Here is a 12,769-nt window from a genome sequence, read left to right as displayed (position 1 = left end):
GGTGGGCTGCTCGCGTGGCTCCCCGGGCCCCCGGGCCGGCTACTGCTGGCGGTAGCCGTACGGGTACTGGTGCTGGTGCTGGTCGTACTGCTGCTGGCCGTACGGCTGCTGCTCCCCGTAGGACTGCTGCGGCGGGTACTGCTGCCGGCCGTAGTGCTGGTCGTACTGGTTGTCGTAGCCGCCCTGGTTCCAGTACTGCTGCTCCTGCTGCTCCTGCTGCTGGTACGGCTGCTCGTACGGGTCGCCGTACGGCTGGTCCGGCTCGATGCGGCGCAGCTGGGTGGTCTCGGTGTCCATGGCCGGGGGAACCGGGCGGGACGGCCGGGGTGTCGGCTGCGGGGCCTTCTTCTGCTTGCCGCGGGCCCGGAGGACCTCGATGGCGACCGGGATCACGGAGACGAGGACGATCAGGATCAGGATCGCCTCGATGTTGTTCTTGACGACGTCGATGTTGCCGAGCCAGGAGCCGAGCAGGGTGACGCCCGCACCCCACAGGACGCCACCGATGATGTTGAAGACCAGGAACGAGCGGTACTTCATGCCGCTGACGCCGGCGATGATCGGCGTGAACGTGCGCACGATGGGCACGAAGCGGGCCAGGACCAGGGACTTCGGGCCGTACTTCTCGAAGAACTCGTGTGCCTTGGTGACGTTCTCCTGCTTGAACAGGCGCGAGTCGGGGCGGTTGAACAGGGACGGGCCGACCTTCTTGCCGAACAGGTAGCCCGCCTGGTCGCCGAGTATCGCGGCGAGGCAGATGAGGCCGACCGCACCCCACAGCGGGAAGTCCATCTTGTGCGACGTGATCAGCAGGCCGCAGGTGAACAGCAGCGAGTCACCCGGCAGGAAGAAGCCGATGAGCAGGCCGGACTCGGCGAAGACGATGAGCAGCAGGCCCCAGATGCTGTAGGTGTCGAGCAGATAGTTGGGATCGAGCCAGCTCGGGCCGAGGGCGAGTGTCATCACGGGTCCGGGCTCCAGGGGGTCAAGGCGGCTACGGCATCCGGGTACGGCCGCACAAAGCTATCAACGTGAGGTGACCGCCCCAGGTTCCACGGGTGCCCCCGGGATGCGCTGGGGGACGACTGGGAGAAGGCTGTGACGCATGGGACTCGATGACTACGGCGGCGGCCAGGTACCCCAGTCGGACGTGCTGGTCGTGACCTCGAACGACGTGCCCGGATACCGGGTGCAGCAGGTGATCGGCGAGGTGTTCGGGCTCACCGTGCGGTCGCGGCATCTCGGCAGCCAGATCGGCGCCGGGCTGAAGTCGATGATCGGCGGCGAGCTGAAGGGGCTCACCAAGACGCTCGTGCAGACCCGCAACCAGGCCATGGAACGCCTGGTGGAGCAGGCACGCGCGCGTGGCGCCAACGGGGTGCTGGCGTTCCGGTTCGATGTGACCGAGGCCGCCGACGTCGGCACCGAGGTGTGCGCCTACGGCACGGCGGTGGTCCTGGCCCGGGAGTGAACCCGCGCACTCCCGGGCCCGGACCGCTCAGGAGGTGGTGTGCCGGTCGGCGTTGGCGAGGATCGCCTCGCGCAGGTGCTCGGCGAGCCCGGGGTGCATGGAGTCGTAGAACGCCTTGAAGCGCTCGTCGGAGACGTACATCTCCGCGAAGCACCGGTGCATCTCGTACGGGACCTCGAAGAACCACCTGTTCATGTGCTGCCGGTGCTCCTCCGCCATGTCCATGGCCGCCTCGCCGGACGGCTGCTCGCCGCCGGCCACCAGCGCGGCGTACCGCTCCTGCCAGTCGTCGACCTCGGCCTTGATCCGCTTCCAGTCCTCCTTGGTGTAGCTGGCGGCGCGGCGCTGGGACTCGGCCCACGCCTCCGTGTCGCCCCAGCGCTGCTCGGCCTCCTCGGTGTACCCCTCCTTGAAGGGGTCCTTGTCCCCGAAGACCTCGAACCGCTCCTCCGGCGTCAGATTGATCCCCATCGTGCGTGCCTCCATGGCGTGCTCCACGGCCGCGGCCATCTTCTGCAGCTTCTCGATCCGGGCGGTCAGCAGTTCGTGCTGGCGGCGCAGGTGTGCGCGCGGGTCCACGTCCGGGTCGTCGAGCAGAGCCGCGACCTCGTCGAGCGGGAAGCCGAGCTCCCGGTAGAACAGGATCTGCTGGAGCCGGTCGAGGTCGGCGTCGTTGTAGCGCCGGTGGCCGGCGTACGTGCGCTCGCTGGGGACGAGCAGGCCGATCTCGTCGTAGTGGTGCAGGGTGCGCACCGTGACCCCGGCGAACCCCGCGACCTGTCCCACGGAGTAGCTCACTTTTCCGCTCCTTGTCGTCGGTACGCCGTCCACGCTGAGGCCTCACGTCACGTGAGGTGCAAGCCGGTTGCCATCCAGGACGTTCGAGATGTTGTGCGCATTTCGTCCGCTTATGGTGAGCCCGTGGCCCAGGAAACCGACGCGCCGCGGACGCCCGCGACCGCTCCCACGGCCCCGGCACGGGCCCTGCTGCCCCTCATCCTTCCCGCCGTGGTGGTGGGCGTGGCCGCCAGCCTGGTCTTCGTCGGGGTCAGCACCGCGGCGGAGGAGTTCGCGCACGTGCTGTGGGGGCCGTTACCGGACGCCCTCGGGGTGGGGCGCTACTCGGTGCTGTGGACGTTCGTCATGCTCGTGTCGACCGGGATCGCCGTCGGGCTGGTGGTCTGGAAGGTGCCGGGCCACGCCGGTCCCGATCCGGCGACCGTCGGCCTGAACGCCCCGGTCATGGCGCCGGTCGTGCTGCCCGGCCTGGTGCTGGCGACCGGGCTGATGCTGGCCGGCGGCCCGAGCCTCGGCCCGGAGAACCCGATCATCGCCGTGAACGTGGGCCTCGCCGCCTGGCTCGGCACACGTCTGATGCCCCGGACGCAGGGCAGCCTGTGGCCGGTGCTGGCCGAGTCGGCGACGATCGGCGCGCTGTTCGGCACGCCGGTGGCGGCGGCGCTGGTCATCTCCGAGGCGCTGGCCGGGCGTCCGATGCGCGGACGGCTGTGGGACAACCTGTTCGCGCCGCTGACCGCCGGGGCGTGCGGGGCCGTCACGACCACCCTGGTGTCCCATCCGAGCTTGGACCTGGGGCTCCCGCCCATGGGCCACCCGGACGGCAAGGACGTCCTGGGGGCCCTCGTGATCGCCTCGGCCACCGCGCTGTGCGGCATGTGCGCCGTGTACGCCTTCCCGTACGTCCACGCGGCCTTCCAGCGGCTGCGGCACCCGATGCTGATGCTTCCGGCCGGCGGGGTGGTCCTCGGCGCTCTGGGGGCGCTGGGCGGCCCTCTGACGCTGTTCAAGGGGCTGGCGCAGACCGGGGAGCTGGCCAGCCGTCCGGACGGCTGGTCGGCGGGGCAGTTCGCCGGGATGGCGGTCGTGAAGCTGGCCGCGCTGCTCGTCGCCGCGTCCTGCGGCTTCCGGGGCGGCCGGATCTTCCCGTCGGTCTTCGTCGGCAGCGCCCTCGGCCTGTGCGCGCACGCGCTCGTTCCGGCCGTGCATCCGGCGGTGGGCGTCTCGGCCGCCGTCCTGGGCATGCTCCTGGCCGTCACCCGGCAGGGCTGGGTGAGCCTGTTCACCGCCGCCGCCCTGGTCGTCTCGCCCGGCGCCCTCGCCCTGCTGTGCATCGCGTCGCTGCCGGCGTGGCTGCTGGTGACAGGACGCCCGCAGATGCAGTTGCGCGAGGACGGCACCCCGGTCCGCTGAAAGAACCCTTCCCTGGAGGCACGTTCATGGCTCTGCACAAAGGCTCCGCGAAGCACGAGGAGCGGGCGATGTCGGTCAACCCGTTCTTCGGGGAGGCCAATCCGGTCGGCGGCATGGCCGAGGCCCCGCCCACGCACCGGCTCCCGGACGCGCCGCTGGCTCCGTCCACGGCGTACCAGCTGGTGCACGACGAGCTGATGCTGGACGGCAACTCCCGGCTGAACCTGGCCACCTTCGTCACCACCTGGATGGAGCCGCAGGCCGGGGTGCTGATGGCGGAGTGCCGGGACAAGAACATGATCGACAAGGACGAGTACCCGCGCACCGCCGAGCTGGAGCGGCGCTGTGTGGCGATGCTCGCCGACCTGTGGAACGCCCCGGACCCGTCGGCGGCCGTCGGCTGTTCCACGACCGGGTCGAGCGAGGCGTGCATGCTCGCCGGGATGGCGCTGAAGCGCCGCTGGGCGAGGCGCAACGCCGACCGCTATCCGGGCGCCGCCCGGCCCAATCTGGTCATGGGCGTCAACGTCCAGGTCTGCTGGGAGAAGTTCTGCAACTTCTGGGAGGTGGAGGCGCGGCTGGTGCCCATGGAGGGCGACCGGTTCCACCTGGACCCGCAGGCCGCCGCCGAGCTGTGCGACGAGAACACCATCGGGGTGGTCGGCGTCCTCGGCTCGACGTTCGACGGCTCCTACGAGCCGGTCGCCGAGCTGTGCGCCGCCCTGGACGCCCTGCAGGAGCGGACCGGGCTCGACGTGCCGGTGCACGTGGACGGCGCGTCCGGCGGGATGGTGGCGCCCTTCCTGGACCCGGATCTGGTGTGGGACTTCCGGCTGCCGCGCGTGGCCTCGATCAACGCCTCGGGGCACAAGTACGGGCTGGTGTACCCGGGGGTCGGCTGGGCGCTGTGGCGGGACCGGGAGGCGCTGCCCGAGGAGCTGGTCTTCCGGGTCAACTACCTGGGCGGCGACATGCCGACCTTCGCTCTCAACTTCTCCCGGCCCGGCGCCCAGGTGGTGGCCCAGTACTACACGTTCCTGCGTCTCGGCCGCGAGGGCTACCGCGCGGTGCAGCAGTCGACCCGGGACGTGGCGACCTCGCTCGCGCGGAAGATCGCGGCGCTCGGCGACTTCCGGCTGCTCACGCACGGCGACGAGCTGCCGGTGTTCGCGCTGACCACGGCCGACGACGTCACGGCGTACGACGTCTTCGACGTCTCCCGGCGGCTGCGCGAGGGCGGCTGGCTGGTGCCCGCGTACACCTTCCCGCCGCACCGCGAGGACCTGTCCGTGCTGCGGATCGTGTGCCGCAACGGCTTCTCGCACGACCTGGCCGACCTGTTCCTGGACGACCTGACCCGCCTGCTGCCCGAGCTGCGCCGGCAGCCGCATCCGCTCACCCGGGACAAGCAGGCGGCCACCGGCTTCCACCACTAGGCCCTGTCGGCCTAGGGCTACCGCCCGAGGCGGGCGAACTTCCGTACCGCCGGCGGGAAGAACACCGCCAGCAGGACGAGGGGCCACGGGACGCGGCGAGGTCGAGGCGGCGGCGCATCCCACCGCTGTAGCGGGCGACCGGGGTGCGGCCGGTGCCGGTGAGGCCGAAGCGCTCCAGGAGTTCGGTGGCGCGTACGCGCGCGTGGCGGGCGCCGAGATGGTGCAGCCGGGCGAACATCTCCAGGTCCTGCCGGCCGTCCAGCTGCTCGTCCAGTGCCGCGTACTGGCCGAGCAGACCGATGCGCCGGCGCACCGCGCGGGCTTCGGCGCACGCGTCGTGCCCGGCGACCCGGATGCGGCCGCCGTCGGGCCGGAGCAGGGTGGACAGAATCCTGACCAGGGTCGTCTTGCCCGCGCCGTTGGGGCCGAGTACGGCGTGCACCGTGCCCCGGGCGACGTGCAGGTGGAGCCCGGTCAGCGGCCGTCCTCCGGATGCCGCTCCCCCGTCGCATACGGGTTCTCCTCGTCCTCGGCGAGCACGCCGACGAACGGTTCGCCCTCGCCCGCGAACGTGTAGGCGCCGCTCTCGACGCGCGCGACGAGGCCATGGGTCCACTCGGCCTCGGAGTCGGCCGTGTGCACCCACATGTTCATGATCTCGCCGATGTGGCCGAGCTGTCCCGGGCCGCCCTCGGGCACGTAGTGCTCGGTGACCGAGGAGCGCCAGGCCCCGATCCGGCGGATGCGCTCCTTCAGCAGCGCCACCGCCTCGGACCTCGGCAGGTCGACCATGAAGCCGATCGCCGCCGCCTTCACGTCGACGCGCTGGTCATAGGTGACCAGCGCGTCGCGCAGCAGGGCGACGTACTCCTGCGTGCCCTTGTCGGTCAGCTCGTACTCGGTGCGGGGCGGGCCGCCGGCCGTGGACGGTGCGATCTCGTGCGCGTGCAGCAGCCCTTGCTTGGCCATCTGCTTCAGGGCGTGGTAGATCGAGCCCGGTTTGGCGTGGGACCACTCGTGCGCGCCCCAGTACTCCAGGTCGTTGCGGACCTGGTAGCCGTGGGCCCGCCCGTGCTGGCGGACCGCGCCCAGCACGAGAAGTCGGATCGCTGACATGGGGTCCAGGTTAGGACCCGGCGATCACCCCCAGGACGCGCCCTGCTCCTGGGCCTCCTGGGCCACCAGCTCGAAGGCGGTCTTCCCGTCCAGGGACTCGCGGATGATGTCGGCGTGGCCGGCGTGCCGGGCCGTCTCGCGGATCAGGTGCAGACCCAGCCAGCGCAGCGAGACCCGGGCCTGCGGCGGGAACCAGGGGTCGGACGGCAGCGGGAAGGTGTCGTCCAGGCTCGGCGCCGAGCGGATGACCTTCTCCGTCTCGGCGGCGACCTCCTCCCAGTACGCCAGCTGCCCGGCGACCGTCTCGTCGCCGGTCAGCCGGAAACACTCCTCCCAGTTCGACGCGTCACGGCGGACCGCCGGCGGCTCCTGCCTGGCCCGGGCGACCCAGCTCTGCTCGGCCTCGACGACGTGCTTGAGAAGCCCGCCCAGGGACATCTCGCTGACGCTGGGGCGGATGCGGGCCTGCTCCTCGGTCAGGCCGAGCAGGGCCCGGCGGATCCCGCCGCGCTGCTCCTCGATGAACGCCAGCAGCGCTCCCCGCTCGTCACCCTTCGCCTCCGCAGGCACATGCTTGACCATGACGGCCGCCCTTCACCGGTTCACCGAGGCTCTCGCCCTGACACCGATGACGTTACGGACCCTTGCGGTCAGGTTCTGTCCGCAAGTACACGCCCGGCCGGAACGGAAACCCGTCAGAACGGGAACGCGCTGCGGCCGTGCTGCACCGAGATCCACTTGACGGTCGTGAACGACTCCAGCGTCGTCTCGCCGTTCAGGCGGCCGATGCCGGAGTGCTTCTCGCCGCCGAACGGCACGATGGGCTCGTCGTGGACCGTGCCGTCGTTCACGTGGAACATGCCGGTGTCGATCTGCTTGGCGAAGGCGACGCCCCGCTCGATGTCACCGGTGTGGACGGCGCCGCTGAGGCCGTACGGGGTGTCGTTGACGATGCGCAGCGCCTCCTCCTCGCCGTCGAACGGGACGAGGAAGACGACCGGGCCGAAGATCTCCTGCCGCAGCAGCGCCGAGTCGGCGGGAACGTCGGTGAGCACGCTGGGCTCGACCAGGTTGCCCGACGTGCCGCCCTGGACGAGGGCGGTGGCGCCCTCGGCGATCGCCTGCTCGACGGCGCCGGAAATGGCGTTCGCCTGCTGGGAGTTGATCACCGGGCCGATGACGGTCTGCGGGTCGCGCGGGTCGCCGACCTTCAGCGACCTCACCTTGGCGACGAACTTCTCGGTGAAGTCACCGGCGATCGACCGGTCCACGAGCACGCGGTTCGCGGCCATGCAGACCTGGCCCTGGTGCACGAAGCGGCTGAAGACCGCCGCGTCCACCGCGTAGTCGACGTCGGCGTCGTCCAGGACCACCAGTGCGCTGTTGCCGCCCAGTTCGAGGACGGAGCGCTTGAAGTGCGCGGCGCAGACGGTGGCCACGTGCCGGCCGACCTTGTCGGAGCCGGTGAAGGAGATGACCTTCGGGACCGGGTGCGCGATGAACGCGTCACCGATCTCGGCGATGTCGGTGACGACGACGTTGAGCAGGCCGCCGGGCAGACCGGCCTCCTCGAAGATCTTCGCGATCAGGGTGCCGCCGGCGATCGGGGTGTTCTGGTGCGGCTTGAGGACCACGCCGTTGCCGAGCGCGAGCGCCGGGGCGACCGACTTCAGCGACAGCAGGAAGGGGAAGTTGAACGGGCTGATCACGCCCACCACCCCGACCGGCACCCGGTAGACGCGGTTCTCCTTGCCGTCGACCGGGGAGGGCAGGATCTTACCCTCGGGGCGCAGCGCCAGGTGGACCGACTCGCGCAGGAACTCCTTGGCGAGGTGCAGCTCGAAACCGGCCTTCACGCGCGTGCCGCCCAGTTCCGCGATGATCAGGTCGGCTATCTCCTGCTCACGGTCCTCTATGAGTCTGAGCGCCCGCTCCAGGACCGCGCGGCGGGCGTAGGGGTTGGTCGCGGCCCACTGCCTCTGCGCGCGGGCGGCGGCCCGGTAGGCCTGGTCCACCTCGTCGACCGTGGCCACGGTGATCGAGGCCAGCTTCTCGTCGTCGTACGGGTTGAAGTCGATGACGTCCCAGGAGCCGGTGCCCGGACGCCACTCGCCGTCGATGTACTGCTGGGCCAGGTCGGTGAAGTAGGACGACATGTGATCCCTCAATCACTAGCGGACGCAGATCCTGGTCAAGGTCTGATCACACGTCATCGTACTTACGTGTCAAGAGAGTTGGAGGAGTCCTCGGAGAAGGTCCCGGCTCTCGTCGGGGCCCGGGCTGTCCTGCTGCAGCTCCTTGAGCGCCTGCTCGTACTGGGCGACGTCCTCGCGCTTGTCCAGGTAGAGGGCGCTGGTCAGCTGCTCCAGGTAGACGACGTCGGACAGGTCGGCGTCGGGGAAGCTGAGGATGGTGAAGGCGCCGCTCTCACCGGAGTGCCCGCCGAAACTGAACGGCATGACCTGCAGCCGTACGTTGGGCCGCTCGGAGAGGTCGATGAGGTGCTGCAGCTGGCCGCGCATGACCCGGCGGTCGCCGTAGGGGCGGCGCAGGGAGGCCTCGTCGAGGACGATGTGGAACTCGGGGGCGTTGTCCGCCAGCAGGTGCTTCTGCCGCTCCATGCGCAGGGCGACCCTGCGGTCGACGTCCGCCGGGCTCGCGCCCTTCATACCGCGCCGGACCACGGCGCGGGCGTAGTCCTCGGTCTGGAGCAGGCCGTGGACGAACTGCACCTCGTAGACGCGGAGGAGGGACGCGGCGCCCTCCAGGCCCACATAGGTGGGGAACCAGCTGGGCAGGACGTCGGTGTAGCTGTGCCACCAGCCGGCCACGTTGGCCTCGCGGGCGAGGGAGAGGAGCGACTCGCGTTCCGCCTCGTCCGTGATGCCGTACAGCGTCAGCAGGTCCTCCACGTCCCTGGTCTTGAAGCTCACCCGGCCCAGCTCCATCCGGCTGATCTTCGACTCGGAGGCGCGGATGGAGTACCCCGCCTTCTCGCGCGTGATCCCCCGAGCTTCACGCAGTCGCCTGAGTTGCGAACCGAGCAGCATCCGCCGCACCACCGATCCGGGCTCTCCCGCGCTCACGTTCGTCAGCCTCCCCAACCGTCTTCAGGGCCCGCAGTCTGCCACTAAAACACTTCGAGCAGTACTCGCCCGGTTACGGAAACGGAAAGACTCGGGCCGTTTCCACCAGCCGCTTCCGGGAAGAGGTCAGGACCACTGGCGGCCATCGCCGAGAAGATGGCGGAAAAAATGGCCAAGAAGCGGTACGGGAAGGGCCATTTCGGTCCCGTGCACGTGCATCTGCCCTTGCATCTGCTGTGCGCATCCGAAACCATGGTGCCGCGCCACCGCTGCATCGCAACGACCGCGAACTCCCGGGAGTGCCTCGCATGGGGACGAATGGATCGACCATGCTCAAGCCGTTACGGCAGGGCCTTCCGCCACTGGACCCCGCGGCCGTGTCCGATGCCGCCTCCTGCGCCCTGCCCGCCCGGTACGAGGCGGTGCGCGAGGCCCGGCGCTTCACCCGGACCACCCTCGACCAGTGGGACGCCGACGACCGCTTCGACGACATATGCCTCGTCGTCTCCGAACTCGTCACCAACGCCCTGCGCCACGCCCTCCCGGCGGACGCGGGATGCTCCGAACACACCCTGCCCGTCCGGCTGCACCTGTTGCGCTGGAGCGAGCGGCTGGTGTGCGCGGTGCGCGACCCGAGCCACGAGACGCCGGTCCCGCGCGACTCGGACGACTTCTCCGCCGAGTCCGGGCGCGGGCTCTTCCTGGTCGACTCCTTCGCCGACAGCTGGGGCTGGCACCCCCTCGCCGGCACCCTGCAGGGCAAGGTCGTCTGGGCGCTGTTCCGGCTGCGGCCGGCGGGCTGACGCTGCGGCGCACCGACGGACGCGCGGTTTCTACGCGCGTCCACTCCGACATCGTTGCCACCGGCACGCCCTGGGCGAGGCCCCGGACGTCAGCTCACGATCAGATGGTCGAACTCGCCGTCCTTGATGCCGAGGAGCATGGCCTCGATCTCCGCGCGCGTGTAGACGAGCGCCGGGCCGTCGGGGAAGCGCGAGTTGCGTACGGCGACCTCGCCGCCCGGCAGCCGCGCGAACTCCACACAGGAGCCCTGCGAGTTGCTGTGCCTGCTCTTCTGCCAGGCCACGCCGACCAACTGCTCGGCAGCCATGCCGTTGTACACGTCGTACCCCCCGTACACGCCGTCAACGTCGCGGTCCACAGGTCGCTCCCCGGTGGTGCACTGGCTGGTGTGGCCATAGATGCTGTGGTCAACTGACCCGGATCATAACCCGTTCACGTGCAGATGCATGAGCAAATGCACGTGCACGCGGGGTGTTCCCGCAGTTACGGGTTTGACGTCCGCTTTACCGAAGCCGGTCCAGTGTCTGCCCCAGTGCGGGCAGGACATGCCCACGCCATCCCCCGTCCATGATCTTCCGTGCCATCAGCTGAGCCGGGTCGTCCGGATCGAAACCCTCGTGCACTAGGAAGAGACGCGTACCGCGCCCTTCCTGTTCCAGGGTCCACGTGAGGGTCCAGTCCGCGGGATTGGCCGGATCGGCGTCGGCCCAGCGGACGGACAGCATCCGCTCGATGTCGTAGGCCAGGACGCGCACCTCCACGACCCCGGAGAAGCGGGAGCTGGGACGCGGGACGGAGGTCATCCGGTACCGGTGGCCGACCTCCAGCCGGAAGCCCTCGGCGCCGGGCATCTGCCAGCGGGCGAGCAGTCCGGGGTCGGTCAGGGCGCGCCAGACCTTGGCGGGCGGGTGCGGGAAGAACTGGTCGACGCGGACGGTGGTCAGGTCGTCCGCGTCATCGCCGGGTGCGGTGCTCATGAGGGGTGATCGTCGGGCATGCCGTCGAGCAGAGCGCCGAGGCCCTTCAGCCGCTCGCGCCAGAACCGCTCGTACGGGTGGAGCCAGTCCTGCACCTCGGCGAGCGGGGCCGCCTCGAGACGGTAGATGCGCTGCCGCCCGGAGCGCTGTTCGCAGACGAGGCCGGCCTCCCGGAGCACCCTGAGGTGTTCCGAGAGGCTCGGGCGGCGCATGTCGAAGTGGTCGGCCAGGGCCTGGACGGGCTGCGGTCCGCGCTCGCGCAGCAGCCGCAGCACCTCGCGGCGGGTGGCGTTGGCGAGCGCGGCGAAGACGCGGTCCTCGGCGGCGGTACCCGTCCCGTTCATGGAGCGGTCAGAAGCCTTCCTTCTCCGTCATCAGCATCAGACCGTTGCCGTCGGGGTCCGTGAAGGAGGCCATGCGCCCCCAGGGGAGGTCGTCCGGCCCCTGCACGGGGGTCCCGGCCGCGGCGAGCCGGGCGCAGTCCGCGTCGACGTCGGTCGTGACCAACATGATCCCCCGGGCGGAGCCGGGTGTGAAACCGCCCATGCCGGGCCCGGAGAGCGTGAAGACGGTCCGGGCCCCCTCGGGGGCCACCTGGAGCCAGCGACCCTGGGGCATGTCCCGGTCGGCGGTGACGGTGAAACCGAGGACGTCCCGGTAGAAGCGCAGGGCGCGGTCCTGGTCGGAGACCGGAAGCGTGACGAAGGAGGCGTGGGTGATGGTCATACCCGAAAGAATAGGTAGGCGATCTCCTACGCGTCAACCGTAGGGGATTGCCTACCCATAGGCGTTCACCTGCTGAAGTACGGCATCAACGGGCGAGATCGCGAAGGGCCGGCGGCGCGAGGAGGTCCGCGAGGAGGTCGTCGCCCGGAATGCCGCCCGGCGCGCCGGACCGGCGGAGATCCCCCGCCGGCCGTCGTCCACGAACGCGCAACGGCTCGTGGTCCGGGCCGAGCCGCGCGGACGACCGCGGGCGAGCAGGCTCACAACGGATTCCTGCCCGGCGTCCTGAAGTCCTCCCGGTAACTGCTGGTAGCTTGCTGCGGGTCGTCCGGCCGAGGGCGGCCGGCCGCTACAGCTTGGGAGCTTTTCCGTGACTTCTGCGACGGCAAGGAGCGCGACGGCAAGGGTGCGGACCGCGGCCGTGGCCGCGGGGCTGGCGGGTGTCCTCGCCGCGTTGACCGCGTGCAGCGGGGGCGGGGGCGGGGGCGGCAAGAGCGCCTCCCCGACGCCGACGAGCGCGACCGCGACACCCACCGCCGGCTCGGGCTCCCCGGCCGTGACCGGCGCCTCCGGCAAGCTCCAGGGCAGCTGGATCACCACGAGCGGGGGCAAGATCGTGGCTCTGGTGATCACCGGGAAGAAGGCCGGGCTGTTCGTGACCGGCCGCAAGGCGTGGTGCCAGGGGGCCGCGGGCGCGGAGGCGGGGATGCAGATGATCCATCTGACCTGCCCCGACGGCGACAAGGACCGGGTCACCGGCATGGTCGACTCGGTGGACGGCAAGGGCATGACGGTGACCTGGTCGGGCGGGACCGGCCAGGAGACGTACACCAAGGCGGACGGCGGCAAGCTGCCGTCGGCACTGCCCACCCGGGTGAAGAAGTGACGCCGGCGGGGCCTGCCACCTGAAGTGGTGATTCCGAGGGGGTGTGCGAGCGGGTG

General features: G+C 70.5%; 15 protein-coding genes and 1 pseudogene. 5 read left to right on the top strand and 11 right to left on the bottom strand.

Annotation, left to right across the window (positions count from 1 at the left end):
- Positions 1-39: 39 nt before the first annotated feature.
- Positions 40-966, bottom strand: a complete 927-nt coding sequence (locus ACWC94_RS19090) for a DedA family protein (protein ID WP_450797806.1) — start codon at positions 964-966, stop codon at positions 40-42.
- 139 nt (positions 967-1,105) lie between these two features.
- Here ACWC94_RS19090 and ACWC94_RS19085 point away from each other — a divergent pair, with 139 nt between their 5' ends.
- Complete coding sequence (locus ACWC94_RS19085) at positions 1,106-1,471, top strand: YbjQ family protein (RefSeq protein ID WP_450797805.1); 366 nt, start codon at positions 1,106-1,108, stop codon at positions 1,469-1,471.
- A 27-nt stretch (positions 1,472-1,498) separates the two neighbouring features.
- Here ACWC94_RS19085 and ACWC94_RS19080 read toward each other — a convergent pair whose 3' ends face one another.
- A complete protein-coding gene (locus ACWC94_RS19080; RefSeq protein WP_450797803.1) occupies positions 1,499-2,269 on the bottom strand; it encodes a MerR family transcriptional regulator in 771 nt (256 codons plus the stop codon).
- A gap of 123 nt (positions 2,270-2,392) precedes the next feature.
- On the opposite strand from ACWC94_RS19080, the gene ACWC94_RS19075 reads away from it, so the two are divergent.
- Positions 2,393-3,682 carry an ion channel protein gene (locus ACWC94_RS19075; protein ID WP_450797802.1) on the top strand — a complete coding sequence of 430 codons (1,290 nt, stop codon included), beginning with the start codon at positions 2,393-2,395 and terminating at the stop codon, positions 3,680-3,682.
- Positions 3,683-3,708: 26 nt separating this feature from the next.
- The gene (locus ACWC94_RS19070) at positions 3,709-5,118 is read left to right on the top strand and encodes a glutamate decarboxylase (RefSeq protein ID WP_450797801.1); all 1,410 of its coding nucleotides are present in this window, start codon (positions 3,709-3,711) and stop codon (positions 5,116-5,118) included.
- Here the strand turns inward: ACWC94_RS19070 and ACWC94_RS19065 are convergent.
- The 5 genes and pseudogenes from ACWC94_RS19065 to ACWC94_RS19045 form a co-directional block, all read right to left on the bottom strand.
- Positions 5,078-5,551 (bottom strand): annotated as a pseudogene (locus ACWC94_RS19065) (ATP-binding cassette domain-containing protein); the annotation flags it as partial. The gene ACWC94_RS19070 and the pseudogene ACWC94_RS19065 sit on opposite strands and share 41 nt — an antisense overlap.
- Positions 5,552-5,592: 41 nt before the next feature.
- Complete coding sequence (locus tag ACWC94_RS19060; RefSeq protein WP_450797800.1) at positions 5,593-6,234, bottom strand: PadR family transcriptional regulator; 642 nt, start codon at positions 6,232-6,234, stop codon at positions 5,593-5,595.
- 24 nt (positions 6,235-6,258) lie between these two features.
- Positions 6,259-6,816, bottom strand: coding sequence for a DinB family protein (locus ACWC94_RS19055; protein WP_450797799.1), 558 nt, complete (start codon positions 6,814-6,816; stop codon positions 6,259-6,261).
- A gap of 113 nt (positions 6,817-6,929) precedes the next feature.
- A complete protein-coding gene (locus ACWC94_RS19050; protein ID WP_450797798.1) occupies positions 6,930-8,390 on the bottom strand; it encodes an aldehyde dehydrogenase family protein in 1,461 nt (486 codons plus the stop codon).
- Between the two features lie 69 nt (positions 8,391-8,459).
- Positions 8,460-9,284 (bottom strand): helix-turn-helix domain-containing protein, encoded by an 825-nt coding sequence (locus tag ACWC94_RS19045; RefSeq protein ID WP_450797894.1) that lies wholly within the window; start codon positions 9,282-9,284, stop codon positions 8,460-8,462.
- A gap of 344 nt (positions 9,285-9,628) precedes the next feature.
- On the opposite strand from ACWC94_RS19045, the gene ACWC94_RS19040 reads away from it, so the two are divergent.
- Positions 9,629-10,123: an ATP-binding protein gene (locus ACWC94_RS19040; RefSeq protein WP_450797797.1), complete on the top strand. Its 495-nt coding sequence runs from the start codon at positions 9,629-9,631 to the stop codon at positions 10,121-10,123.
- An 89-nt stretch (positions 10,124-10,212) separates the two neighbouring features.
- Here the strand turns inward: ACWC94_RS19040 and ACWC94_RS19035 are convergent, their stop codons facing one another.
- The 4 genes from ACWC94_RS19035 to ACWC94_RS19020 all read right to left on the bottom strand — a co-directional run bounded on the left by ACWC94_RS19035 (position 10,213) and on the right by ACWC94_RS19020 (position 11,827).
- Positions 10,213-10,482, bottom strand: a complete 270-nt coding sequence (locus ACWC94_RS19035; RefSeq protein ID WP_351243994.1) for a DUF397 domain-containing protein — start codon at positions 10,480-10,482, stop codon at positions 10,213-10,215.
- Between the two features lie 145 nt (positions 10,483-10,627).
- Positions 10,628-11,101 carry an SRPBCC family protein gene (locus ACWC94_RS19030; RefSeq protein ID WP_450797796.1) on the bottom strand — a complete coding sequence of 158 codons (474 nt, stop codon included), beginning with the start codon at positions 11,099-11,101 and terminating at the stop codon, positions 10,628-10,630.
- Positions 11,098-11,445: an ArsR/SmtB family transcription factor gene (locus ACWC94_RS19025; RefSeq protein ID WP_450797795.1), complete on the bottom strand. Its 348-nt coding sequence runs from the start codon at positions 11,443-11,445 to the stop codon at positions 11,098-11,100. The genes ACWC94_RS19030 and ACWC94_RS19025 overlap by 4 nt, the downstream gene beginning before the upstream one ends.
- Before the next feature lie 7 nt (positions 11,446-11,452).
- Positions 11,453-11,827, bottom strand: coding sequence for a VOC family protein (locus ACWC94_RS19020; RefSeq protein ID WP_450797793.1), 375 nt, complete (start codon positions 11,825-11,827; stop codon positions 11,453-11,455).
- 370 nt (positions 11,828-12,197) lie between these two features.
- On the opposite strand from ACWC94_RS19020, the gene ACWC94_RS19015 reads away from it, so the two are divergent.
- Entirely contained in the window at positions 12,198-12,713 is a 516-nt protein-coding gene (locus ACWC94_RS19015; protein WP_450797792.1) for a hypothetical protein, read from the top strand.
- Positions 12,714-12,769 lie beyond the last annotated feature (56 nt).

The sequence above is a fragment of the Streptomyces sp. NPDC001135 genome, from assembly GCF_053598395.1.
This window is presented reverse-complemented; position numbering and strand designations above follow the sequence as displayed.

Coding starts and splice junctions, on each gene's coding strand:
- ACWC94_RS19045 (WP_450797894.1), bottom strand. CDS start 9,284: ATGCTGCTCGGTTCGCAACTCAGGCGACTGCGTGAAGCTCGGGGGATC.
- ACWC94_RS19060 (WP_450797800.1), bottom strand. CDS start 6,234: ATGTCAGCGATCCGACTTCTCGTGCTGGGCGCGGTCCGCCAGCACGGG.
- ACWC94_RS19070 (WP_450797801.1), top strand. CDS start 3,709: ATGGCTCTGCACAAAGGCTCCGCGAAGCACGAGGAGCGGGCGATGTCG.
- ACWC94_RS19050 (WP_450797798.1), bottom strand. CDS start 8,390: ATGTCGTCCTACTTCACCGACCTGGCCCAGCAGTACATCGACGGCGAG.
- ACWC94_RS19020 (WP_450797793.1), bottom strand. CDS start 11,827: ATGACCATCACCCACGCCTCCTTCGTCACGCTTCCGGTCTCCGACCAG.
- ACWC94_RS19030 (WP_450797796.1), bottom strand. CDS start 11,101: ATGAGCACCGCACCCGGCGATGACGCGGACGACCTGACCACCGTCCGC.
- ACWC94_RS19055 (WP_450797799.1), bottom strand. CDS start 6,816: ATGGTCAAGCATGTGCCTGCGGAGGCGAAGGGTGACGAGCGGGGAGCG.
- ACWC94_RS19085 (WP_450797805.1), top strand. CDS start 1,106: ATGGGACTCGATGACTACGGCGGCGGCCAGGTACCCCAGTCGGACGTG.
- ACWC94_RS19040 (WP_450797797.1), top strand. CDS start 9,629: ATGGGGACGAATGGATCGACCATGCTCAAGCCGTTACGGCAGGGCCTT.
- ACWC94_RS19025 (WP_450797795.1), bottom strand. CDS start 11,445: ATGAACGGGACGGGTACCGCCGCCGAGGACCGCGTCTTCGCCGCGCTC.